The organism is Bacillus sp. JK106, assembly GCF_053663355.1.
In genome coordinates this window covers 817,902-842,301 of record NZ_JBSJQC010000001.1, presented here as the reverse complement: position 1 = coordinate 842,301, position 24,400 = coordinate 817,902, and the positions used below count along the sequence as shown (strand labels likewise).

Annotated in this window: 25 protein-coding genes; 8 read left to right on the top strand and 17 right to left on the bottom strand. The window is 48.3% G+C overall.

Going from position 1 to position 24,400, the window contains the following annotated elements:
* Positions 1-134: 134 nt before the first annotated feature.
* Both ACWJJS_RS04390 and ACWJJS_RS04385 read right to left on the bottom strand, forming a co-directional pair.
* Positions 135-572: a YusW family protein gene (locus tag ACWJJS_RS04390; RefSeq protein ID WP_278071295.1), complete on the bottom strand. Its 438-nt coding sequence runs from the start codon at positions 570-572 to the stop codon at positions 135-137.
* Positions 573-691: 119 nt separating this feature from the next.
* Entirely contained in the window at positions 692-2,473 is a 1,782-nt protein-coding gene (locus tag ACWJJS_RS04385; protein WP_454023347.1) for a M3 family oligoendopeptidase, read from the bottom strand.
* Positions 2,474-2,605: 132 nt separating this feature from the next.
* Between ACWJJS_RS04385 and ACWJJS_RS04380 the strand changes: the two genes are divergently transcribed.
* Together ACWJJS_RS04380 and ACWJJS_RS04375 are read left to right on the top strand one after the other, a co-directional pair.
* Positions 2,606-3,448: an oxidoreductase gene (locus ACWJJS_RS04380; RefSeq protein ID WP_317461637.1), complete on the top strand. Its 843-nt coding sequence runs from the start codon at positions 2,606-2,608 to the stop codon at positions 3,446-3,448.
* 88 nt (positions 3,449-3,536) lie between these two features.
* Positions 3,537-4,001 carry a Dps family protein gene (locus ACWJJS_RS04375; protein ID WP_007410071.1) on the top strand — a complete coding sequence of 155 codons (465 nt, stop codon included), beginning with the start codon at positions 3,537-3,539 and terminating at the stop codon, positions 3,999-4,001.
* 46 nt (positions 4,002-4,047) lie between these two features.
* Here the strand turns inward: ACWJJS_RS04375 and ACWJJS_RS04370 are convergent, their stop codons facing one another.
* Positions 4,048-5,409 carry a S1C family serine protease gene (locus ACWJJS_RS04370; protein WP_454023346.1) on the bottom strand — a complete coding sequence of 454 codons (1,362 nt, stop codon included), beginning with the start codon at positions 5,407-5,409 and terminating at the stop codon, positions 4,048-4,050.
* A 276-nt stretch (positions 5,410-5,685) separates the two neighbouring features.
* Here ACWJJS_RS04370 and ACWJJS_RS04365 point away from each other — a divergent pair, with 276 nt between their 5' ends.
* Complete coding sequence (locus ACWJJS_RS04365) at positions 5,686-6,363, top strand: response regulator transcription factor (protein ID WP_007410069.1); 678 nt, start codon at positions 5,686-5,688, stop codon at positions 6,361-6,363.
* Positions 6,360-7,715, top strand: a complete 1,356-nt coding sequence (locus tag ACWJJS_RS04360) for a sensor histidine kinase (protein ID WP_070082341.1) — start codon at positions 6,360-6,362, stop codon at positions 7,713-7,715. Before ACWJJS_RS04365 ends, ACWJJS_RS04360 begins: the two co-directional genes overlap by 4 nt.
* A gap of 27 nt (positions 7,716-7,742) precedes the next feature.
* Here ACWJJS_RS04360 and spxO read toward each other — a convergent pair whose 3' ends face one another.
* Positions 7,743-7,907, bottom strand: a complete 165-nt coding sequence (spxO, locus tag ACWJJS_RS04355; RefSeq protein ID WP_003151811.1) for an anti-adapter protein SpxO — start codon at positions 7,905-7,907, stop codon at positions 7,743-7,745.
* 178 nt (positions 7,908-8,085) lie between these two features.
* Between spxO and ACWJJS_RS04350 the strand changes: the two genes are divergently transcribed.
* Positions 8,086-8,961, top strand: coding sequence for a TetR/AcrR family transcriptional regulator (locus ACWJJS_RS04350; protein WP_014305782.1), 876 nt, complete (start codon positions 8,086-8,088; stop codon positions 8,959-8,961).
* Between the two features lie 36 nt (positions 8,962-8,997).
* Here the strand turns inward: ACWJJS_RS04350 and fumC are convergent, their stop codons facing one another.
* The gene (gene fumC / locus ACWJJS_RS04345) at positions 8,998-10,386 is read right to left on the bottom strand and encodes a class II fumarate hydratase (protein WP_003151808.1); all 1,389 of its coding nucleotides are present in this window, start codon (positions 10,384-10,386) and stop codon (positions 8,998-9,000) included.
* A 67-nt stretch (positions 10,387-10,453) separates the two neighbouring features.
* Positions 10,454-10,639 carry a YvzF family protein gene (locus tag ACWJJS_RS04340; RefSeq protein WP_003151806.1) on the bottom strand — a complete coding sequence of 62 codons (186 nt, stop codon included), beginning with the start codon at positions 10,637-10,639 and terminating at the stop codon, positions 10,454-10,456.
* Positions 10,640-10,755: 116 nt separating this feature from the next.
* On the opposite strand from ACWJJS_RS04340, the gene ACWJJS_RS04335 reads away from it, so the two are divergent.
* Genes ACWJJS_RS04335 through ACWJJS_RS04325 form a run of 3 tightly spaced genes read left to right on the top strand, consistent with a single transcriptional unit; the run spans position 10,756 to position 14,382 of the window.
* Positions 10,756-12,198, top strand: a complete 1,443-nt coding sequence (locus ACWJJS_RS04335; RefSeq protein ID WP_454023345.1) for a spore germination protein — start codon at positions 10,756-10,758, stop codon at positions 12,196-12,198.
* A complete protein-coding gene (locus ACWJJS_RS04330; protein ID WP_070082343.1) occupies positions 12,173-13,273 on the top strand; it encodes a spore germination protein in 1,101 nt (366 codons plus the stop codon). The genes ACWJJS_RS04335 and ACWJJS_RS04330 overlap by 26 nt, the downstream gene beginning before the upstream one ends.
* Positions 13,270-14,382, top strand: a complete 1,113-nt coding sequence (locus ACWJJS_RS04325; protein WP_077722816.1) for a Ger(x)C family spore germination protein — start codon at positions 13,270-13,272, stop codon at positions 14,380-14,382. The genes ACWJJS_RS04330 and ACWJJS_RS04325 overlap by 4 nt, the downstream gene beginning before the upstream one ends.
* Positions 14,383-14,424: 42 nt before the next feature.
* Here the strand turns inward: ACWJJS_RS04325 and ACWJJS_RS04320 are convergent, their stop codons facing one another.
* The 11 genes from ACWJJS_RS04320 to ACWJJS_RS04270 all read right to left on the bottom strand — a co-directional run bounded on the left by ACWJJS_RS04320 (position 14,425) and on the right by ACWJJS_RS04270 (position 24,260).
* The gene (locus tag ACWJJS_RS04320) at positions 14,425-15,057 is read right to left on the bottom strand and encodes a response regulator transcription factor (RefSeq protein WP_003151798.1); all 633 of its coding nucleotides are present in this window, start codon (positions 15,055-15,057) and stop codon (positions 14,425-14,427) included.
* Positions 15,035-16,117 carry a two-component system sensor histidine kinase LiaS gene (gene liaS, locus ACWJJS_RS04315; protein ID WP_003151796.1) on the bottom strand — a complete coding sequence of 361 codons (1,083 nt, stop codon included), beginning with the start codon at positions 16,115-16,117 and terminating at the stop codon, positions 15,035-15,037. Before liaS ends, ACWJJS_RS04320 begins: the two co-directional genes overlap by 23 nt.
* Positions 16,114-16,845, bottom strand: coding sequence for a cell wall-active antibiotics response protein LiaF (gene liaF, locus ACWJJS_RS04310; protein ID WP_003151794.1), 732 nt, complete (start codon positions 16,843-16,845; stop codon positions 16,114-16,116). Before liaF ends, liaS begins: the two co-directional genes overlap by 4 nt.
* Before the next feature lie 26 nt (positions 16,846-16,871).
* Positions 16,872-17,741 (bottom strand): LiaG family protein, encoded by an 870-nt coding sequence (gene liaG / locus ACWJJS_RS04305; protein WP_454023344.1) that lies wholly within the window; start codon positions 17,739-17,741, stop codon positions 16,872-16,874.
* A gap of 105 nt (positions 17,742-17,846) precedes the next feature.
* Positions 17,847-18,524 carry a stress responsive protein LiaH gene (gene liaH / locus ACWJJS_RS04300; protein ID WP_003151791.1) on the bottom strand — a complete coding sequence of 226 codons (678 nt, stop codon included), beginning with the start codon at positions 18,522-18,524 and terminating at the stop codon, positions 17,847-17,849.
* 13 nt (positions 18,525-18,537) lie between these two features.
* Complete coding sequence (locus ACWJJS_RS04295) at positions 18,538-18,918, bottom strand: protein liaI (protein WP_003151789.1); 381 nt, start codon at positions 18,916-18,918, stop codon at positions 18,538-18,540.
* 166 nt (positions 18,919-19,084) lie between these two features.
* Positions 19,085-20,353 carry an MFS transporter gene (locus ACWJJS_RS04290; RefSeq protein WP_071392257.1) on the bottom strand — a complete coding sequence of 423 codons (1,269 nt, stop codon included), beginning with the start codon at positions 20,351-20,353 and terminating at the stop codon, positions 19,085-19,087.
* Positions 20,354-20,517: 164 nt separating this feature from the next.
* Positions 20,518-21,087 carry a cob(I)yrinic acid a,c-diamide adenosyltransferase gene (locus ACWJJS_RS04285; RefSeq protein WP_063637062.1) on the bottom strand — a complete coding sequence of 190 codons (570 nt, stop codon included), beginning with the start codon at positions 21,085-21,087 and terminating at the stop codon, positions 20,518-20,520.
* Complete coding sequence (locus ACWJJS_RS04280) at positions 21,084-22,310, bottom strand: ABC transporter ATP-binding protein (protein WP_454023343.1); 1,227 nt, start codon at positions 22,308-22,310, stop codon at positions 21,084-21,086. Before ACWJJS_RS04280 ends, ACWJJS_RS04285 begins: the two co-directional genes overlap by 4 nt.
* Entirely contained in the window at positions 22,307-23,353 is a 1,047-nt protein-coding gene (locus ACWJJS_RS04275) for a FecCD family ABC transporter permease (protein WP_017418939.1), read from the bottom strand. The genes ACWJJS_RS04280 and ACWJJS_RS04275 overlap by 4 nt, the downstream gene beginning before the upstream one ends.
* The gene (locus ACWJJS_RS04270; RefSeq protein WP_017418938.1) at positions 23,316-24,260 is read right to left on the bottom strand and encodes an ABC transporter substrate-binding protein; all 945 of its coding nucleotides are present in this window, start codon (positions 24,258-24,260) and stop codon (positions 23,316-23,318) included. The genes ACWJJS_RS04275 and ACWJJS_RS04270 overlap by 38 nt, the downstream gene beginning before the upstream one ends.
* Between the last annotated feature and the right edge of the window lie 140 nt (positions 24,261-24,400).

Genomic DNA, 24,400 nt, shown 5'->3' with positions numbered 1-24,400 from the left:
GAGTTTCCCAACACTATGTATATAAACAAATTGCCTAAACATTCAACGTGAGATCATGATTATATTGTAACAGAAATTAATGACTCTGAATATCATTATCAATTAGTTTTGGGCAAAAAAGCAGCGGACGGCGGTTATTTTTTTATTTCCGTCATTTCTCCGTCGTTCTTTTCCAGTTTCAGATAAAAATGTTCATAGCGGCTGTCTAAATTAAAAGCCGAGAGCACCTGCCGGACGACCTCGCTTTCCTGCATCCGGCCGTTTACGGCAAGTTCTCCGAGGATCATCTTCATTTCATCAAGCGCTTCCTCGCCCTCTCTGTGAACCCCTGAGAGCTTGTCCCGGATGTCCGCCTTTTCATGACCGCTTTTTCTTTCATACAAACCTTCATAGCGGTTATGCTCTCCGGCTCCGTAGCTGACGCGAAGGGAAAAGCTGCTGTAAGGAACCGGCTTCGCGGATGACACGGGGGTGCTGTCTTGTTCCGCTTCCCGTTTTTCTTCATTCAATCGGCAGCCGGCAATCAGCATCAGCGTAAGACATAAAACGCCCGCCGTTCTGATCCATTTCATGCGATTCACTCCCATTCCATTCCGATCGTTTTTAGGTATTTCCAAGGGAGGCGGCTGTCATTCACGGAACAAAAAAGAACCGGAGCGGTAACAGCTCCGGCCGGTTCATCTCCAGATTATCATTCAGTCAGCTCTAAAAATTCCTGCACATCCTGTACGGCAAGGCGGACCGCGTCTTCCCAAAACGACCGTTCCGTGAGATCCGCTCCAAGGTGCTTCATCGCCAAATCCTCAACGGTCATCGAAGCCGTGTCACACAAAAGCGCGATATATTTTTCTTCAAAATCCGCTTTTTCCCGAAGAGCTCTTGCGTATATTCCAAGCGAAAATAAATAACCGAACGTGTACGGAAAATTGTAGAACGGCACTCCCGTAATATGAAAATGCAGTTTTGATGCCCAGAAATGAGGGTGGTATTCCCCTAATGAATCGCAAAATGCTTCTTTCTGCGCCGCTTCCATCAATTCATTCAATTTATCAGCCGGAACGACGCCCTGCTTCCGCTCTTCATAAAAACGCGTTTCAAATAAAAATCTCGCATGAATATTCATAAACATGGCTACGCTTCTTTGAATTTTATCTTCAAGCAAGAACAGCTTTTCATCCTTTGTCTCCGCTTGTTTCAAAGCGGCGTCGGCGACGATCATTTCCGCAAAGGTCGAGGCTGTTTCAGCCACATTCATGGCGTAGGCTCTGTTCAGCTGCCGCACTTGGAGCATGGCCTCCTGATGGAACGCGTGACCGAGCTCATGCGCCAGCGTCGATACATTCGAAGCGCTTCCGGAAAACGTCATAAAAATCCGGGATTCTCCGCTGTCGGGAAAGCTGGTGCAGAAACCGCCGACCCGTTTGCCGCTGCGGTCTTCCGCTTCTATCCACCGATCGCGGAACGCTTTTTCCGTAAATGCGGACAGCTTTTTGCCAAACGTCGAAAATTGGCTGACGATCAGATTAGCCGCTTCATCATATGTGTATTCTTTCGGAGCTTCGCCGATCGGCGCGTCCACATCATACCAATTCAGGCGCTCAAGCCCTAAAAGAGACGCCTTTCGATTCAGGTATTCGGCAAAAGGCTTTTTATGATCGGTAATGACCTGCCACATGACATCCAGCGTTTCTTTTTTCATCCGATTGATCGCAAGCGGCTCTTCCAAAGCGCTTTTCCAGCCCCGCGCTTTATAGATTTCCGTGCGGAAGCCGGCCAGATGGTTCAGCGTGCTGCTGAAAAGCTCCTCTTCTCCTTTCCAGGCTTCATTAAGCTCTTTGAACACTTGACGTCTGATGCGGCGATCCGGGTGCGCCATCATATTTTCCGCTTGGCCGACCGACAGCTCTTTATCCTCAAACGGAATCTTCATTCTGCCGACAGCCGCATTATACAGGTCGCCCCATGCGTGATAGCCGTCAACGGCCAGGCCTTCAATCAGCCTTTCTTCTGAAGCGCTGAGCTTCTCTCTGACCCGGTCTCTTCTCTCATTTAAGACATATGTGAGATCCTGAAGTTCCGGTTTTTGTAGCAGCTCCTCCCAGACCCGCTCGTCAATCCGGGCAAGTGTATCGTCAAGGGTCACCAGAGCGGATTTAAAATCACTGCTCAGCTGATTGATCCGCGCCCTCCATTCATTCGCTTTCTGATCATGAGTGTTCTGAGCCTGAAGACAGCCGACGAACGCTCCCGCCTGCCTGATCATGATCGCTGACCGTTCAAACCTATCAATCAGATTGATCAGCTCCCGGCTTTCACCCGCATGCGTCGGAACTGTAAATGCTTCAACCGCATGTTGAAAAGCGCTTAGATGCTTTTTGAGCTCTTGTATGTATTGCTGAAACTCTTCCGACCGGCTCCCGCCCTCAAAAATGGAGTTTAAATCCCATGTTTCCTTCAATCCCTCTAATGCCATCTTTTCTTTACCCCTTTCTACCCGAAGCTGACTCCATTATAAAACAATTCTGACATATTTCCGAACGATTTCTCCTTCTTTCCGCGAGATGTTATACACTATGAGATAAGAACAAACGGGGAGGATTATAAGATGAACAGAAAAGTTGCCATTGTAACCGGCGCAACGAGCGGATTCGGGATGCTGACAGCGCTGAAGCTCACCCGGTCTTATCACGTCATCGCAACAGCCAGACAGCCGGAGAAAGCTGTAATACTGAAAGAGGCCGCCGCTCAAGCGGGTGCATCCGAACATGTTACGGTCGTTTCTTTAGATGTGACAAATGAGCAGTCGGTGTCTGACTTCGGGAACACCATCAGCGGTTTCGGACCGATTGACCTGCTTGTCAATAACGCCGGCACTGCGTACGGGGGGTTTATTGAAGATGTGCTGATGGAACATTACAGACAGCAGTATGAAACAAATGTATTCGGTCTGATTCATGTCACAAAAACCGTGCTGCCTTATATGCGGAAACATGGCGGGGCGAAAATCTTCAATATCAGCAGTATCAGCGGACTGACCGGTTTCCCGGCTCTATCTCCGTATGTCTCTTCCAAGTTCGCGGTTGAAGGGTTTACAGAGTGTCTGCGCCTCGAGCTTCTGCCTTTAGGAATTGATGCCGCTTTAATAGAACCGGGCTCCTATAAAACGTCTATTTGGGAGACGTCTCTCTCCAGCCATATTACGGCGCCCGGCAAAGACTCGCCTTATTATCGCTTTTATCAGCCCCTTGAAGCTTACTTCAAAGCCAACGCATCCAAAAGCGGCGATCCTGATGACGTAGCGGAACTGATTTATCAATTGGCACAAAGGAAACGGCTGAAGAAACTGCGGTATCCGATCGGCAGAGGCGTTAAGCTGACATTGGCTTTCCGCTCACTCTTTCCGTGGTCCGCTTGGGAATCGATTATAAAGAAAAAGCTGTTCACTTAAACTAAATTATAATAATTATAATTTAGTATTGATTTTTATTTGATACGTGATATAATTAAATTAACAGATCACAGGGAGGACGATGAATATGAATACACAAAACGCGAAAAAAACTGAAACTCTTGTTGAGAAATCAATGAACACACAATTATCAAACTGGTTTATCCTTTACTCTAAGCTGCACCGCTTCCATTGGTATGTAAAAGGCCCTCACTTCTTTACGCTTCATGAAAAATTTGAAGAACTGTATAACGAAGCGGCGGAAACGGCGGACGCCATCGCAGAGCGCCTTCTGGCCATCGGCGGACAGCCTGCGGCGACTTTGCACACTTACCTTGAACAAGCTTCCATTACGGATGAAGGTCAGGAAAAAACGGCGTCTGAAATGGTGGAATCACTGGTTCAAGACTATAAACAAATCAGCCGCGAATCAAAATTTGTCATCGGCATCGCCGAGGAACAAAATGACCCGTCAACTGCCGACCTGTTTGTCGGATTAGTTGAAGAAGCGGACAAGCATGTGTGGATGCTGTCAGCCTACTTGGGAGAATGACGAAAAAAGCTGAACCTCAGTTGAAGGTTCAGCTTTTTTTATGCGTTCAGCTTGCGCTTTCAGTTTGTTTCGTTAATGTGACGTTCAGCGTCTTTTTGCTTCCGCTTCTGAGCACTTGAACAGTCGTTTTATCGCCGATTTTCAGCTGGTTATATAAGATCTGTCTGATATCGGCGCTGCTGTCGACATCTTTGCCGTTCAATTGTACAATGACGTCATTTGATTTGATGCCCGCTTTCGCAGCCGGTGAGCCGGATTGCACTTCTTTTACATAAACACCCTTAGACAGCTGGTCGCCGAACAGTCCGAGCGTGTTTTCCTGATAGGTTTCCGGCACTTGCGCCATGTCAATCATCTGCACACCTAAAAATGGGCGCTCCACTTTTCCTTTTGCAAGCAGCTGGTCGACTATCGGTTCTACATCATTGCTCGGAATGGCAAAGCCCAGTGACTCCACGCCGTTTTCACTGACTTTCATGCTGTTGATCCCGATGACCTGGCCGCTTGAGTTGATTAACGGGCCGCCGCTGTTTCCGGGGTTAATCGCCGCATCCGTCTGAATTACGTTCATTTCCACCGTGCCTTGGGATGTATCGGCGTCCACCGTTCTGTTCAGCCCGCTGATGACACCTTGTGTGACGGTGCCGGAAAACTGCTGGCCGAGCGGGTTGCCGATGGCAATCACTTTATCAGCAATGCGGAGCTTGGAGGAATCCCCGAAGCTGGCCGCTTTTTTGACATTGGACGAGCTGATTTCCAATACAGCCAAGTCACTGATGGCATCCTTTCCGACAAGCTTTGCCGTTTCGGTTTTCCCATTGTAAAGAGTGACCGACAGTTTGTTCGCCCCTTCTACGACATGATTGTTTGTAATGATGTACGCTTTTTCGCCGTCTTTTTTGAAGATGACGCCTGACCCCGTGCCGCTTTCCGTTTCAGAGTTTGAACCGCCGTCAAGTCCGAACTGGCTGCTTTGCGAAGCTTGGTAGTTGGACACTCCGACAATCGCAGGCTCCAACTCTTCTACCATATCCGCTACGCTTGAGGTATTTTTCAAAGGCGTTGACGTAAAATTCGAAGACTGAACTTGTTTCGTATCAGAAACGGCTTCTGTCTTATGCTGCTCACCCGGCAGGTTCGGCACGATGCCAAGCACGAGGCCGCCGCCGATAATGCCGCCTAAAATCGGGCTCAGCCAAGCGGCTCTCCGTTTTTTTTCTTTTTTCACGGCAGCCGTTTTTTCAAATTCCGTACCGGCAGCCGTCTCGTTTTCCGGTTCTTTCGAGACGGGCCCTTCAAGCAGCTCGGGCTCCTGATGGCTGATCTGCTGCTGTTCATTTCTGTTTTGCTCCGTATGTGAAAGATCTGACTGATCGCGGCTTCTGCCGTCATCTCGATGATCGCTCATATTCACGCACACTCCTTCAGCATGTTTTCATTCTATCGATTACATATTCATCGCATGTACAAGTTCTATTGTCCCAATAATAAGGAGAAAAGCAAAGCTCCAAAACAAAATGTGTTTGAACATGTTATCTTCCCCGCTTTTTTTCTTCCTTTCTTCCCTTATACACATCATAAACAAACATTGTGGGATAAAAATGAAAAGAATATGTGAAATTATGAAAATGCGGCTTGAGTATGTTAAAACTAGTATAATGACGTTGAAAGGATGTGAAATGCCTTGTCATACACCATTTATCTAGTTGAAGATGAGGATAACCTGAATGAACTGCTCACAAAATATTTAGAGAATGAAGGCTGGAACATTACATCTTTCACAAAAGGCGAAGATGCCAGAAAGCAGATGCAGCCGTCTCCCCACTTGTGGATTCTTGACATCATGCTTCCGGATACGGACGGCTATACATTGATAAAAGAAATAAAAGAAAAAGATCCCGATGTGCCGGTCATTTTCATTTCCGCGCGGGATGCCGATATTGACAGAGTCCTCGGGTTAGAGCTTGGAAGCAATGATTATATCGCCAAGCCTTTTTTGCCGAGAGAGCTTATTATACGGGTCCAGAAACTGCTCGAGCTCGTGTATAAAGAACAGCCCGCCGCAAAAAAAACCGGCATCACCGTTTCTTCCTACAATGTGATCGAAGATGCCCGAGAGGTTTATGATGAAACCGGCAGCCTGGTCAATTTGACGTCTAAGGAATTTGATCTGCTGCTTTTATTTCTTCACCATAAAGGACACCCCTTTTCCAGAGAAGATATCCTGCTGAAAATATGGGGCCATGATTATTTCGGCACTGACCGGGTGGTCGATGACCTTGTGCGGAGGCTGAGAAAAAAAATGCCTGGGTTAAAGGTTGAGACCATTTACGGATTCGGCTACAGGATGATGACGTCATGAAAAATAAGCCGCTTGCTTTTCAAATATGGGTGGTCATCTCAGGCATCCTCTTAGCCATTTCGATTCTGCTTCTCGTGCTGTTCTCAAATACGCTGCGTCATTTTTTCACGGATGAAACGTATACGACGATTGAAAATGAACAGCATGTACTGACGGAGTACCGGCTGCCCGGATCGATCGAGCGGGGATATTACAGCGAGGATGCGACCGCTCCGACGACTTTCCGATCCGTTCAGCACGTTCTTCTGCCGGAACGGGAGGAATCGGCCAGTGACAAAGACTTGAACTACTTTTCTTCTTCCTTTATCCATAAGGTGTACAAGCTCGCGGGCCGCCAGCACAGCGTCACGAAACGATACAGCGCGGACATCAGCGGTGAAAAAGTATTTTTCGTCATTAAAAAAGGCCTCACCATTAACGGCCAGGATGCGATGATGCTGTCTTACGCCCTTGATTCTTATCGTGATGATCTGGCATTCACCCTGTTCAAGCAGCTGCTCTTTATCATTGCCGGCGTAATTTTGTTAAGCTGGATTCCGGCGATTTGGCTTGCCAAATATCTCTCGCGCCCGCTCGTTTCCTTAGAGAAGCATGTCAAACGGATATCCGAACAGGACTGGGATGATCCGGTCATCGTCGACAGAAAAGACGAAATCGGAAAATTAGGCCATACCATTGAAGACATGCGGAGCAAGCTGGTGCAAAAAGATGAAACGGAAAGAACGCTCCTGCAAAATATCTCTCATGATTTAAAAACGCCTGTCATGGTGATAAGGGGCTATACTCAATCAATAAAGGACGGGATTTTTCCTAAGGGGGATCTGGAAACCACAATTGATGTCATTGAAGGCGAAGCAGAAAAACTTGAGAAGAAAATTAAGGATTTATTATATTTAACGAAGCTTGATTATTTAATGAAGCAGCGGGTGCACCATGAGACATTTGACATTGTGAAGGTCACGGAAGAAGTCATTGAACGGCTCAAATGGGCCCGGAAGGAATTATCGTGGAGCGTTGATACAGAAGATGCATTAATGATGCCCGGTGATCCGGAACAATGGAGCAAACTTCTTGAAAACATTCTCGAAAATCAAATCCGCTATGCAGAAACGGCGATTCACATTCGGATCAGCCAAAATCAGCAGCAGATTGTCATGACGGTTAAAAATGACGGGCCTCCGATTGAGGATGAGATGCTATCCAGCTTGTACGAGCCTTTTAATAAAGGGAAGAAAGGCGAGTTCGGCATAGGACTCAGCATCGTAAAACGGATTTTAACCCTGCATAAAGCATCAATTTCAATTGAAAATGACCAATCGGGTGTAATCTACCGAATTATCATACCAAAGTAGACTGTAGTGTTTCATTGCAGTCTTTTTTTATGTGAAGGAATAGCCGTTAAAATCTCTGTAGTTTGCTTTCAGCGGTTTTTGGCATTGATGAACCCATTTCTTTTCACAAATTGTCTTTTTCGGATATTTCACCTTTTCGACTTTAATTCCTCTGTTTCGCAAGCGGCTGATCATTTCATCTAATTCTTTCATTTTCAGATTCACCCTTTCGCCAGAACTTTGACCATTCGGTCAGCTCACTTTATAATATAAATAAAACAAAACAAAAAAACAAGTTACAATCAGGTTAAATTTACGGAATATCAATATGACCATATAGTCATACATGAGAAGCACAAGCCAGCCTCCTGGCTCCGAAAGGGTGGAACCATTGAAGGAAAAAGAAAAGCTGATCATTGAAGCAGCAATCAAACTGTTTGCCCGAAAAGGGTACAAATCTACATCGGTTCAGGAAATCGCCGATGAATGCAAAATCTCAAAAGGCGCTTTTTATCTTTACTTTCCTTCCAAAGAAGCACTGCTCCTATCCATGCTGAATTACTACTATGATAAAACGTTTACCCGAATCACGACGATCCAAACGGAGGGTGACAGTCCGAGAGCCGCTTACCAAAAACAGCTTGCTGTGTTTTACGAATCGATCCTCGCCCATCAGGATTTTATTACCATGCAGATGAAAGACGGTTCACTTCCTTATACCGAAGAAGCGGCGCAGTGCGGAAAGAGAATCCGCCGGTCGATCCTGCAGTTTCATATCGACAGTCTTCTTGCTATTTACGGAGAAAAAGCTGAACCATACACAGCCGAGCTTTGTTTTTTAATAGAAGGAATCAGTCAGATGTATCTTGAGTATCTGATTCTGACCGGCCGGTCCGTACAGCCTTCGCTTCTGGCAAATACCGTGATTCACAGAATTGATGACATCGTAAACGGAATGGCGGACAGACATGATGAAGCGTTTATTTCTCTTGATGAGGCAAGCTCACTGTTTGGGCCCCTTCATAACGGGCAGCCCGATCCTTTAAGTCAATCGATCTTGCAGACCCTCCGCACGCGCATCGGCACGATGGACAAGGCGCAAGCATCTGAATTCACCGAGAGCTTGGATATTCTGGAAGCGGAAATGAAGAAAAAGTCACCGAAACCGGCAATCATCAAAGGAATGATTTTGAATTTGAAGGAATCCGACCTGCTGGCTGAAGATGCAGAACAGCTCAGATTTTTACTGAAACAGCAGTTTATTTAGAAGAACGGCCGCAATAACTGCAGCCGTTCTTTCTTTTTATGCTTTCGGGTGCACCATATCTTCCGGACGCACCATTTCATTAAATTGTTCTTCTGTCAGAAGGTTCAGCTGTAATGCCGCTTCTTTCAGTGTCAGGCCTTCTTTGTGGGCAAGCTTGGCGATTTTCGCGGCGTTTTCATAACCGATGTGCGGGTTAAGCGCCGTAACAAGCATTAATGAGTTAGAGAGATTTTCCTGAATCGTCTCTTGGTTCGGCTCAATACCGACAGCGCATTTGTCATGGAAGGAATTCATTCCGTCACTGAGCAGCTGCACGGTCTGCAGGAAGTTATAAATAATAACCGGTTTGAAGACATTCAGCTCAAAGTTTCCTTGGCTGGCCGCAAATCCGATTGTCGCGTCATTTCCCATCACTTGCGCGGCGATCATTGTCAGCGCCTCACTTTGCGTCGGGTTGACTTTGCCCGGCATGATAGAGCTTCCCGGCTCATTTTCAGGAATGACGATTTCGCCGATTCCGCAGCGCGGGCCGCTAGCCAGCCATCTGACATCGTTGGCAATCTTCATCAGGTCGGCAGCCAATGCTTTTAACGCGCCGTGAACGTGAGTGATTTCATCATGGCTTGTGAGCGCGTGGAATTTGTTAGGCGAACTTTTGAATGTCTGCCCCGTTACTTTTGTGATTTCTTCCGCGACGTATTCACCGAACTGCGGATGGGCGTTGATTCCCGTGCCGACTGCCGTGCCTCCGATGGCAAGCGCGCGGATTTTTTCCGTTGACTCAAGAATCATTTCTTTCGAACGGTCAAGCATGTATACCCAGCCGCTGATTTCCTGTCCGAGCGTCAGCGGAGTGGCGTCCTGCAAATGCGTGCGTCCGATTTTCACAATATCCTGATAAGCTTTCGCTTTTTCATCAAGCGTCGCGCGCAGCTGATCAAGCGCCGGAACGAGCTGCTCATATACGGCAAGAACCGCCGCAACGTGCATCGCCGTCGGGAATGTATCATTTGAGCTTTGGCTGCGGTTGACGTCATCATTCGGATGAATCTTCAGCTCGGAATTTTTTTCTTTCAATAAAGCAGTCGCGCGGTTGGCCACCACTTCATTCATGTTCATGTTGCTTTGCGTGCCGCTTCCCGTCTGCCAGACAACGAGCGGAAAGTTATCGTCGTATTTGCCGTTTAAAACATCGTCACATACAGCGGCAATCGCCTGTGCTTTTTCAGACTCTAAGTTGCCGAGGCGTTCGTTGGCGATCGCTGTGCTTCTTTTCAATATTGCAAACGCCTTCACAACACGCTGAGGCATTTTTTCTGAACCGATTTTGAAGTTCTCCTTGCTGCGCTGTGTCTGAGCGCCCCAAAATTTATCTGCCGGAACTTTAACTTCTCCCATGGTGTCTTTTTCAATTCTGTAGTCCATTTATGTATCCCTCCATAACAGTTGCTTCACCCTGAGTATTATTCGCCAGTAACAGATGAAACCCTTTTTATTTTTCGGCCTTGGCCGTTTTTAATTTCAGCTCAAGATAGACGCGCGAATCCTTAGAGTATTTATACTTCGGATTTGTTTTACGGTATTCTTTCGACGTGTAAGCCACTTCGTAATGCGCTTCAAATGATTTGATGAGCTGTTCAATTTCTTCGGCATTCCCTGCCAGTCTGACTTGTGCCACATCTCTCCTCCGCTTTCATAAAAAAACTTGTACCATTAAATACTTTATCATAGTATATCATTTTTTTAACAGGAAAAGATAACCTCAATTAAGGATTGGAAGGCGGGTGACTGTCGATGGCGCAATCGGAATTCAAGGAATACATACACGTTAACCTGGCACTGGTGCTTCCCCACGTAGAGCAGAATGATGACCTGATTCAAAATAAAAAGATGCTTCCGAACGGGCTTGTTTTTTATTATATGTATCTGAGTGAAATGAACGACGAAGACAAAATAAAAGAAGCGATTGAAACGCTGCTTCGTGAGGAAGACACTCTGACGCTGGATACGGTGACGAAACGTCTTGATAAGATCGACGCCCGTCCCGTCTTTACGTCGAAGGAAGCCGTCATCTCCATTCTGCGGGGAAAATGCGCCGTGTTTATTAACGGACTTGACAGCGTATACATTTTGTCCACGGGAAAAAGAGAAAAAAGAAGCGTAAATGAACCCACATCCGAAAAGGTCGTAAGAGGTCCGAAAATCGCCTTCATAGAAGATTCTGATACAAACATCGCCATGATCAGGCAGCGCACGAACCATCCGAAGTTGAAAACGAAAAAGGTTCCGATCGGAGAAAACAAGTTAAAATACGCCACGGTCATGTACATAGATGATAAGGCGGACCCGTCTGTCGTCAGCGATGTTGTAAAGCGCCTCAGCGAAGTGAAGATGGACGACATCCAGGATTCCGGAACGCTTGAGGAGCTTATTGAGGATAATAAGTATTCGCCCTTTCCGCAAATACAAAATACGGAACGGCCTGATAAAGTCTCTTCCGCCTTGTTCAACGGCCGCGTCGCCATCCTTGTCGACAACTCGCCGTTTGCGCTGGTGGTTCCGGCTTCTTTAGGAATTTTAATGCAGTCTCCCGATGATTATTATGAACGGTGGATTTCCGCCTCACTCATCCGGGCGCTCAGGTTTACGTCTATTTTTATCACGCTGTTTTTTTCGTCCATTTATATCGCCCTCGTTTCGTTTCACCAAGGGCTGCTGCCGACGTCGCTTGCAGTCACCATCGCGGCGAACAGAGAAAACGTTCCCTTCCCGCCTATCATTGAAGCGATGGTAATGGAAATTACAATTGAGCTGCTGAGAGAAGCGGGCTTGAGGCTTCCCAGCCCGCTCGGCCAGACGATCGGATTGGTGGGCGGAGTCGTCATCGGCCAGGCGGCCGTTGAAGCGAATATTGTCAGCTCCATCATGGTCATCGTGGTCAGCATTGTCGCGCTCGCTTCATTTACGGTGCCGCAGTACGGGATGGGTCTGTCGTTCCGTGTGCTCCGTTTCATTTCGATGTTTACCGCGGCAGCTTTCGGGCTGTACGGCATGATTTTATTTATGCTGGCGATCTACACTCATTTATCGAGACAGCGAAGCTTCGGTTCTCCGTATTTCTCGCCGAATGGATTTTTCAGCTTAAAAAACGCAAACGATTCTATTCTCCGTCTCCCTATTAAAAATCAACCAAAAGAGGCGAAAAACGTAAATGAGCCAGAAAACAACTCACAATAAGCTTACAAGCTATCAAGGGACAGCATTGATTGCAAACACGATGCTCGGCGCGGGGCTCCTCACCATGCCGCGGGCGCTGTCATCCAGGGCAAATTCGCCGGACGGCTGGATCGCGTTATGTCTGGAAGGCGTCATCTTTATCTTTTTGATTTATCTCAATACGCTCATTATGAAAAAGCATCAGTACGGATCATTATTTGATTATATGAATGAAGGACTCGGCAAATGGGCGGGAAATATCGTCAATCTGATGATCTGTCTCTATTTTATAGGAGTCGCCAGCTTCGAAGCCCGGGCGATGGCGGAAATGGTCAAGTTCTTTTTATTGGAAAGAACGCCCGTGCCGGTCACGCTGTTTATCTTTATCGCCTGTTCCGTTTATTTAATTATCGGCGGCATGAGCGATATCGGCAGGCTCTTTCCTTTCTATTTAACGATTACGATTATTATTTTGCTCGTGGTGTTTTCCTTCAGCTTTAAAATATTTGATATCGACAACCTGCGGCCGGTGCTCGGACAGGGGTTTTCTCCCGTTATGGCCTCCTTGACCGTCGTTTCTGTTTCCTTTTTGGGGATTGAGATTATGCTGTTTCTCCCCGAGTACCTCAAAAATAAAAAGCACACGTTCGGCATGTCGGCCATGGGCTTTGGCATCCCGATTATTTTATACATTATTACCTACGTGCTCGTCGTCGGCGCCTTAACCACCCAGGATGTCAAAACAATGATTTGGCCTACGATCGCGCTCTTTCAATCATTTGAAATCAAAGGGCTTTTTATTGAAAGGTTCGAGTCCTTTTTGCTTGTTGTCTGGATTATCCAATTTTTCGCCACCTATGTATCATACGGATATTTCGCGACATCAGGCCTTCATAAAATTTTCGGGCTGAAGCAGAAAAAGGGCGTCATCTTCGTCGGGATTGCGACATTCTTGGGGTCATTGATGCCAAAGGATGCGAACAAGCTGATGCTGTTCAGTGATATTCTCGGCTATATCTTCTTGGTTTTCTTTTTGCTGCCTTTACTGATATTTGCAGTCGTCGCTGTGAAAAGGAAGGTGAAAAAAGCGCAATGAAGAAATACATCGTAATCATATTTTGCACATTGCTTTTGGCCGGGTGCTGGGACAGCCGCAATTTAGAAGACTTGAGCCTCGTTATCGGAGTCGGGCTCGATAAACCCGCGGAAGAAAATGTGGAAGTGACACAGCAGATTCTGGTTCCGCAAAAAGCAAGTGCCCAGCAGTCGTCGTCAGGTGACACGACAAAGGTGACTTCCACTCCAGGGGAAACCGTCCATCAAGCATTAAGAACGGCATCGTTAAAAAATCACCCCGCCTTCTCCCAGCACTTGCGTATCATGCTGTTTTCCGAAGCGCTGTTAAAGGATCACATCCCGCTTGACGCATTGATGAACCAATTTATCAGGGACAACGGTACGAGAAGAAGCTGCAATGTGATGACGGTGCCGGATAAAACGAAAGATATTTTCAATATCAGTGACCAGGGAGAGCCTGCGTCAAATACGATCTATGACTTAACGGAGAACAATGCGGTCACCATCCGGATGATGGAGCCCGTGACATTGGGGGAAATATCAGAGAAAATCGCCAAAGGCGAGACCTTTGCCCTTCCTCAAGTGCGCAAAGTGGGCAGCAGACTGGAAATCTGGGGCGCTACCATTATTAAAAATAAATTCTGGTATGCGAATTTAACGCCTTTACAAGTCCAGAATATGAACCTGTTCACAGGCACGGTAAAGGGAGGCGTCACGTTTGCAAAGCATGACAATTATTATTTATCCTTCGAGGTATTTTCCAGCAAATATGATGTAAAAACACAATATAAAAACGGAAAATTCAAGTTTATCGTCACCCGGTTTGTTGAAGGCCGACTGTCTGAGGATTGGAACCCGAAAGAAGATTCCTTCAAGGAGTCCTATATAAATGAAATCAAAAACGCGGTAAAACACCGCATTCATTCAGATGTTATGGCATTCATTGATTACATGCAGCATGACTTGAAAGTGGATATTACCGGGTTAGGCGATCAAGTCCGGATTCATTATCCCGATAAATGGAAAAAGATATCCTCTGACTGGGATCATCATTTCAGTGAATCGGATATTGAATATAAAGTCAAAGTCGCCATCAGGGATTTCGGAACAAAGGGAATGTCCCAATGACCCCGTCCCTCGGGAGAGTGTGACGGCGCCGCTCTCCTTTTCTTATGTCACGAGATGATTGCGGTGGGCATATACGGCTGCCTGCGTGCGGTCACTGACATCAAGCTTTGACAATATATTCGTAATGTGGGTTTTCACCGTTTTAATCGTAATGAAGAGCTCTTCACCAATCTCTTTATTCGTCTTGCCTTCCGCGACGAGACAGAGGATTTCCAGTTCTCTTTTCGTCAGCGTTTCATGCGGAAGCTGATTCTCTGAATGGCGCAGCCTTGACAGCACTTTTCCCGCCACTTTCGATTCAAGCTTCGGTTCACCCTTGGCAGCCGCTCTGATGGCTTCAGCTATTTCTGCCGCCTTGGACGTTTTCAGCAAATAGCTGAGCGCTCCCGCTTCGATCACCGGATACACTTTGTCGTCATCAATAAAGCTCGTCAGCACGATGATTTTCGGGTCATTGAGTTTCGCGCAGATCTGTTTTGTCGCTTCGATGCCGTCCATGCCGTCCATGACAAGGTCCATTAAAATCACATCCGGCAAAAGCTCTGCGGCCAGATCGACGCCCTGCTGCCCGTCTGATGCTTCACCGGCGACTTCAATGTCCGGCTGTGCTTCTAAAAATGCGGCCAGACCCATCCTGACCATCTCATGATCATCAATCAGTAACACTCGAATCACTGTCGTTCTCTCCTTTTGTTTTCTGATAAATCGGGACTTTCACGTCGATCTGCGTGCCTTTTCCCTTTACGGAGATAATTTCCGCTATGCCGCCGATTTCACTCGCTCTTTCCTTGATGGAATGCAGGCCGTATGAGGATGCTTTCACTTGATCCATCGTAAAACCCGCCCCGTTATCAATGACTTTAAGCTGCAGCTTTTGATGTTTCGCGCCGAGTCTGACGGTGACCTTGGTCGCCTTTGAATGTCTGAAAACGTTGGAAAGCGCCTCCTGCACGATGCGGAACAGATGGTCTTCAACGCCTTTTGACACACCCGTATCGCTGATGTCCCACTCAATATCCAGCGGCTGCTTCGCTTTGAACTCTTTTAACAGCTCAATCAGCCCTTCTTTTAAGCCTTTTCCTTCTAAAGTGACGGGCCGCAGATGCAATAGCAGCGCTCTCATCTCGTTTTGCGCTTCCCCCGCCATATGTTCAACCATGCGAATCCGTTTGACGATTTTGTCATCCGCATCTTTCACCTGCTCTAAGACGGCGGATGTCATCATAGAAATGGCAAAGAGCTGCTGGCTGACGGCATCGTGCAGATCGCGCGCCAGCCGCTGGCGTTCTTCAGTGATGACCGATTTTTTCATTTGATCCTGCCATTCCGCCCGCTCGTTGGAGAGCTTTTGCAGCGATGTGACCTGGAGCTCGACCCGCTTGGCCATTTCGTTGAGCTGATCTGCCGCCAGACCGATTTCATCATCGCCGAGCGGCGGCACCCGATAAGCGAAATTGCCGTTTTCAAATTTCAAAACCGCTTCAATCAGTGTATCCATTCTTGTTTTCAGGCGGCCTCCGTATACATAACCGGAAATCAATCCGGCCGAAAGTGACGCCAGAAGCAGGATGACCACAAACGGAATACCGAACCAGCCGGAAGAAAACAGCAGCATCGGGTCAAGCCCGTAATACAGCAGCATCAGCGTAATAAACACCGCGCAAAGGAGCAGACTGAGCCCCGCGGTCATCCGCATGGCGCGCCACTGAATATTGGCGAGTAATTTTTTCCTCATAAATACTTCACATCCACATCGCCGATGAATAACGAAATTGAAATTTTAATCCGCCGCGGCGAGTCGCCGTACTCAGACGATACTTTATAAAGATTCGGGCTCATGCCGCTTTTCTTAGAGCCGAGCAGGTTCATATCGCCGATAAAAGCCGATGAACTGACGGACACTTCGATATCCGGCGGGACGTACACATCGACATTGCCGATGACACCGCTGATGGTCATCGTGCTTTCTCCTTCGGGAATCATCGCTTTTGACAAATCAATTTTCACATCGCCGATGAATCCGGAAACATTTAAATCATTCAGCTCAAACGGGTCCTTCATCATCCGGAGCTCGCCGATAAAAAAGCTGCGGAGGTCCGGCTGTCTGCTTTCCGTCTGGGCGGAAGGCTTTGGCTGCTCTTCTTTTTCAAGATTGATTTTCTTCTCTTTATGTTCATACACGCGCTTTCCTTTCAGGAGCCTGTAGCCCGCGTATATGAGAAAGGCGGCGAAGGCATAGCCGAACAGGTTAAAGGTGGCGCTGAACAGGTTCCTCAAAAATAAAAAAGCGGCGAAGATATACAGGACGGAGCCGAGCCAGCCGCGGGAATATTTATTAAAAATATAGCCTGTGATCAGAAAAAAGAGCGGCCAAAACAAGAAGTCGCCGATGCCGATAATACGCAAAAACATGCTGACGCCTAATAAGGCGATGATAAGTCCGAGAATCTGTTTTTTTGCCATCAGCTGCCTGCCCCTCCTTTCCTTGACTATTGCAGTGCAATATTGCCGCTCGTCACTTTTATATCAATCGGCCTGGCGCCGCTGCCCTTCATACCGGTGAATGCCCCGCCGTCCTTACTCGTTTTCTCAAAGAAATAAGACGGCTGAATCCTTCCGCTTGCCGTCTCGGCGTTCACCGTAAAACTTCCGTCTTTCGGCAGGCTGATCGCTGCGCTGCCGCTCGCAAGCCTGACGGATACGGGAGCATCCGCCGTCTCAAGCGAGGCGTCGACACTGCCGGAAGCGACCCGCACGTCAAGGGCGCCCGCCGCATGTTGAAGCCCGACATGTCCGGAGGATAAGCGGATATCCCCCGTTTTCGCCGCAAGGCCTGATGCTGTGAGGTTGCCCGACAGCCCCTTCGCTTCAAACACATCCGTCTTCACGTGCTTCAGCGACATATTCCCGCTTACAGAACGGACGCCGAGGTGCGCAAGAGACAGCCCCTTGTTTCCGTCAACGGCAATGGTGCCGCTTGACGTATGGACGGTGATGTCCCGATGATAATCATACGGAATGCGGACAATCAGCAGAGGACGCTGAAAGAGATTCAGAAATTGAAACCCTTTCTCCTTCGTTTTGAGATTGAGGGTTTTTCCCCTGCTTTGGACAAACATTTTCCCCGCCGGTCCCGCCATGTTTGCCGCGATATCATTCCGCGCTTCCGCGATGATTTTTACATCCGTCTGTTCCGATGAAACCGACAGGCTGTTGACGGCACGCGGCGGTATGCTTGCCGATTCCGCTTCTGTTTCGTACAGCGGAAAAAAACGCCCGGCAAACACTTCTTTCACCAAAAACAGACAGCAGATCAGAACGGACGCCGCCATCAGTCCTTTGGCCATCTTACGCTTCATTACGTTCCATCCTTTTTCATTCATTTTATTATAAAGGAAAAGCCGGAGAATTGATACGTGCGTATAGGGAAGAGGCGTAAAAGCGCCGATCTTCCCTTGTGCACATTATTCATGAGCCGCTTTTTGATGCTCTGTTTTCTCCAGAGAAAGCGAGCGCATTTTTTCAATCTCAGCTTCCACCTCATCTGAATATTGGGAGCGGCTGTATTCTGTGTTCGCTTCAGCTGAAGTGCCGTATTTGACGCGGACTTCCATTTCTTCAATGCGGCTTTCCATTCGAAGAAACTCCCTGTAGGCGCTTTCGCTGTCAATTTTGTCGAAAGAAGCGTTCATATGTTCCTTTGCTTTTGCCGCGTTGGCGCGGGCGATGAGCGCCTGTTTTTTATCCTTTACGTCGCGGAGGCGCGTTTCTAAAGTTTCCAGCTGCTCTTTCAGCTCTGCCAGCTGTGTTTTCGCCTGTTCATACGCTTTTTCATGTTCGGCCGCTTTTCCCTCAAGGTATTTCATTTCAGTCAGCGCCTTTTTCGCAAGCTCCTCTTCCCCGGCGTCAAAAGCAAGCTGAGCCTGGTTTTTCCGTTTTGCCGCCGTTTCGGAGGCGTCTTCCTGTTTTTTCTTAAACTGATGGACGATCGTGTGCTGTTTGACAATCGTTTGTTTCGCCTTAGCGATGTCACTTTCCATATCACGCACATATTGATTCAGCATGACTTTCGGATTTTCTAATTTATCAAGCCCTTCGTTAACAGATGCGACGAACATATTTCTTATTCTTTTTAAGACCATTTTGTCTTCCTCCTTATTTTTTCTTCAGAAATTCTTCCCATTCAGTGTCAAATCCGGATTGATAGCCCGGTGATGCCGCTTCCGGTTCATACTGGCGGGAAGCGGTGTCTGAGCCGCCCTGCTTCATCATCTTCCACCCGAAATACACCATGGCGCCGGCCAGTCCGATGGCAACGATAAATGGAAGAGAACCGACGAGAATCATAGCTCCGATGAAGCCCGCGATGATACCCGATACCGCCCGGCCTTTTGAAAAACGTTTGATTCCCCAGTAAAGCATCAGGCCTCCGATCGCCAGCGGGATGATAAATGCGAAATGGCCTCCTCCGAAAAAGACAGAAAGTCCGAACACAATCAGCAGAAAGCCGCCTGCCGTTTTTACATTTATATTCATGCAGATCCTCCTTTCGTTTTCCTTGTCTTTACTATAAACAAATCCCGCGGCCGGCAAAACGAGTCAGAGATTGATTTTCATATCAGACCGGAGTCGTATAACCCCCCGGACCTTCGCATAAAAAAACGCCGCTGCACCGGACGGCGCAGGGCGTTTCACGAAAAATCTATATTCTGATGCTCGCTTCTTTTTCCCTGATGAGATCTGAGCGTTCAGCTTTGGCCAGCTTTGTAAAGATCAATATTCCGAGACCGGACAGGACTTCAACGAGACCGCCGGCGGCAATGACTTTTCCGGGACCGAAGGCGTTAGCCGCGTATCCGCAAAGGACCGCGCCGAGCGGAATGGATATGTTTGAGATCATATGGATGACGGCATAGACTTGCGGCTGATCATCATGGTCCACAGACGTCTGAATAATCGTATATTCCGGCACATTAATCGCGCTGACGGCAGATCCGAACGCAAACGCGGCGAGGAAGACGAGCGGCAGAAAAGTGTTGAGGCCGGTGATGAAAAATGCCGCCCCTTCTATGATTCCCGCTGACACAAACAGGAGACCGTATTTGTTCACCTTCACCTTAGCCAAAATAAAACCCATTAAAAAGGCTCCGCCCGTGCCTGTCGCTTTCAAAAGCGAGTAGATGATCGGCGGCATGTTTAAATCTTCGGCGACATAAACGGCAGAGAGCGCCTCCCACGGAGCGGCCGCAAAATTCATGAAGATACAATAGATGGCGAGCGGGTATAAAATCTGGTGTTTCCTGACAAGAACGAACCCCCGTTTGAGCCTTCCGAAATACGTCCCGCGCTGTCTGACGGCGACGGTATCCTCTTTGGCATGCTGGACTTGGTATGACATAAAGAGTACGAGAAAACCTGATAGAAGATAGAATATAAGAGCGATAAACAAAGAATAAGCGGGACTGATAAATGTTAAGAACACCCCGCTCAGCGTAATGGCGGCAAGCCTGACGATCTGGCCTGATGACTGGATGACCGCATTCGCTTTCTGCAGGCTGTTTTCTCCGACAATATTGGGGATTAATGAGATAGATGCAGGATTATAAGCGGCTCCCGTGGCTGAATGCAAAATCATGAGAAGCATGACAAACCATAAAGGAGAAAAACCGTTAAAGTAACAGACCGGAATGATCAACACGACCGCCGCGCGCGTGAGATCGGAGAAATACATCCAGAATTTCAGCGTATGCTGCTTCATAAAAGGCCCGGTAATCGGCGCCAGCATCGCCTCCGGAAGGAACGTGACCGCAATGAGCAGGGACGTGCCGATCGCGCCTTCCCCGTCAAAAATCAAAAACCACAGAATGGAATTAAAGGCAAAACCGTCGCCCGACAATTTAACAAGCCTCGAGATAAACAGAAGGGTGAAATTTTTATTCCAGATGCTCTCGCTCTTATTATATGTATCCATCTATCAAATCCCCCATTATTTTACAATGTTTCTTATAATATCTCATTTTTTAATTTTTCAGTCAATAATGCATAAGATACATTTTCCTTCTGTCAATAAAGGTTCAATTGATGGATATCTCTATAAAAAAACAGCCGGCTTGCTGCTGCCGGCTGAACAAAACGTTATTCATCATCACGGAATACCGCGGCGCTTCTTTCATACTCTATATCCTGAACGCCCTGTCTTGCGTTAACTGCTCTTGCCGCCGCGAAAAAATAATCAGACAGGCGGTTCAAGTAACGCATCACCGTATCGTTTATCTCTTCTGTTTTGCCCAGTTTCACGACGAGACGCTCAGCCCGTCTTGTGACGGTCCGCGCGATATGAAGCTGAGCAGCCGCCTTATGCCCGCCCGGAAGAATAAATTTCTCAAGCGGGGGCGCTTCAGCCGTGTAACGGTCTATGCAGTCTTCCAATGCGGAAATAGATGTCTCTCTTAATGTATAGTTTCTATGTTCAGTGACCGTCGCCAAGTCGCTGCCGCAGTCAAACAGCTCATGCTGAATGTTTCGGAGTTCGGCTTTCACATCACCGCAATTCTCACAATCATCTAGCTCTGCAAGCGCAAGCCCGATAAAGCTGTTCAGCTCATCGATCGTCCCGTAGCTTTCAACCCGCAGACTGTCTTTATCCGTTCTGCCGCCGATCAGGCTTGTCTGTCCTTTATCGCCGGTTTTCGTATACAGCTTCATCGTTGTATTCCTCCTTCTTCCGTCGCTTTTACACATGCCGCGGTTCCTCTTCTGACGGCTCTTTCCGCGTGAGGGACGTCCATTGTCTCTCCTGTCTGCAAGGCACAAATGACAATGTCACCTTTTGCCTGTCTGCCGGAAAGGGCCTGCATTCTCGCTTCAGCCGCTGCCGTTAACAGCCGAACAAATCCCTGTTCCGATAAACGTCCGCTGATCAGCACCCAAACGGTATACTGCGCAGTCACGGCTATCGTAACCGAATCAAACGTACGGCAGATCAAACCAGCTGCCGCTGAGCCGGAAAGCCGGCGGCTCCACGAAAAGCCCGGGCCGTCAGATGCGGTTGACAGCATTCTGAACGGCCGTTCTGTATGAAGCGTTACGGTATTTCCGCTTTTGTTTATCAGAGAGGCGAACGGAACGCCGGCGGGCTCTCCTTCCTCCCGCGCTTCCGGCATAAAAGAGATCAGCGGTTTCGGCGACGATTGCTGGGCAACAGCGCTGACGGTGATGCCGTAAATGTCTTCAATCGTCTCTTTTTTTAAAGCCCGATCCGGCGTCTGCTTCGGAAAAGCGCGTCCGTCTTTCATCATCAGGAGCTGATCACAATATTGGCTTGCGGCGTTGAGGTCGTGAAAAATACTGATGACCGTCAGGCCTCTTTCTCTCGTCAGCCGCTTTACCGTATCAAGCAAGTCTTTTTGATATTTGAGATCAAGAAAGGTCGTCGGCTCATCCAGACAGAGCACCTCAGGCTGCTGAGCCAGCGCCTGCGCCAGATAGACGCGCTGCCGCTCCCCTCCGCTCAGATTGCGGACGGATTGCTGCGCATATCGGTCGATGCCCGTCATTTCCATTGCTTCCCGGACAATGTCTTCGTCATGTTGATCCATCTGTCTGAAGAGTCCTTTTTGATACGGGTATCTGCCGAAGGACACTGTTTCCTTAACGGTAAATGTAAAAGCTTGCTCCGTATGCTGCGGCAAAACGGCCATGATTTTTGCAAGCTCCCGCGGCTTGTATTTGCCCGCGGGCCTGCCTGCGACGAGCACCTCGCCCTTTGACGGAGAGAGCATTCCCGTCAGCAATTTCATCAGCGTTGTTTTTCCTGAGCCGTTCGGACCGAGTATGCCGACAAATTCACCTTTTCCGGCGGTAAAACTGACATCTTCTACAATCATCCGGCCTCCGTACCCGCCGGACAGGCTGCTCACTCTGATCATAAGCGGTTCCCTCCATGATGCTGGCGAAGCAGAATCAAGGCAAAAACAGGCGCTCCCGCCAAGGCCGTCATAATGCCGATCGGCAATTCGACAGGTTCAATGACGGTGCGGGAAAACAAATCCGCCAAAATGAGAAACCCGGCGCCCGTCAATGCTGACAGCGGCAGTAAATGGCGATGATCCGTCCCCCACAAAAGCCGTGTCACGTGGGGAATGACAAGGCCGACAAACCCGATCGTCCCCGAGACGGCAACCGCGCCTCCCGTCAGCAGAGATCCGGCGGCGATCATCAGCAGTTTTCTTTTTCCTGTACTGACGCCTAACAGCCTTGCTTTTTCTTCTCCATAAGTCATAATGTTTAATTCTCTGCCATTGATAAGCAGAAGCGCCGTCCCGGCCAGAAAAAAAGGCAGAAACAGCGCGACATAGCCCCAGCCCCTCATGGACACGCTTCCCAACAGCCAGCGGACAATCGGGAGCAGATCATTTCCCGTTAAAGCAATCACAAGCGAAATAAGAGCCCCTAGAAAAGAATTCATGATAATGCCTGTCAAAATGAGCGTCGAAACCGACATCGACGCATGAACGAGGCGGCTGAAAAACAGAACCGCCGCCATAACCGCAATGGCAGCGGCGATGCTGACAACCGGAAGTGTGAACCGGCCGATGACGGGAATCTGAATGCCGAAAAACAAGGTGATAACGGCTCCCGCCGAGGCTCCCGAAGATACCCCGAGTGTATAAGGGTCGGCGAGCGGATTTTTCAGAAGTCCCTGAAACGCCGCCCCCGCAATGGATAACGCGGCTCCGACAAGAGCGGCCAGAACGACTCTCGGCAGGCGGATATTGATCATAATATTTACATTCATGGGATCAACAGAGGATGTCCGGCCGATCCCGATCCAAAAAACGTCGGATAAAGGAATATGCAGACTGCCGATTGAAATGCCGAGTGCCGTACAAACGGCTAAAAACAGCAGGCTGACCGTGTAGGCCAGCGGGCGGTTACTTTTTAAACGTTTCAGGATAAACGCTTTCTGCAAGCTTCTCGACCCCTTTGACAAGGCGCGGGCCTGAGCGTGTGACAAGGTCAGGATCAACAGAATAGACATTGTGGTGTTTGACCGCATTGACGGCACCCCAGCCGGCGCGTTTTTCCACTTCAGCGGCCTTTACGCCGTCTGTCGTAATGATGACGTCCGGATTCATTTTGACAATCGCTTCATCCGTCAGCTGCACCCAGCCGGTCTGGCTGCCGGCGGCGTTTTTTGCATGTATATCTTCAAGCATTTCGTTCATAAACGTGCCTTTCCCCGTCGTGTAGCCGTCAGGAGACACTTCGACGAATACTTTCTTTTCGTCTTTTTCAGAAATGGCAGCCGCTTTCTTTTCTATGCCGGAAAGGTCGGATTTCATCGATTGGATCAGCTGATCCGCCTGCTTTTCTTTGCCGGCCGCTTTTCCGATCATGCTGATTGATTTGTACACATCTTGGAACGATTGCGCATCATTGACCGTTAAGACGGTGATGCCCGCATCTTTCAGCTGCTTCATCGCATCGGCGGAAGCGGACATAGAGGACGCGTGGGCAAGCACGAGATCCGGCTTCAGCGCGATGACTTTTTCAGCGTTCACATTCATATCTCCGACTTTCGGTTTTTTTACGGCTTCTTTCGGATATGTATCATTTGTCGTGACGCCTGCGACCTTATCTCCCAGTCCGAGCGCGTATGTAATTTCCGTATTGCTCGGCATGAGGGAAACGATTTTTTCCGGTGCCTGCTTTATGGTTACTTTTTCGTTCGCGGCATCCTTAATGGTTACCGGGAATGCTTCGGTTGAGACGGCTTTTTGTTTGGCCGCGCTTCCTTCTCCCTGTGCGCCGGAACAGCCGGCGATCACAAAGGCGGTGACCAAGAGCGCCGCCCAGACGGCAGTGATCTTCTTCATTCTTTTAACTCCCCCTGATTATGGTAAACGATTGTCTCTTTGACATTCGTATCCTTTTTTCGCAGTAATTATACTATAAGTCTTTAAGGCTTGTATATCCGCCCTTTTTGCATGAAAGCAAATTGTTCGTACACACTAAA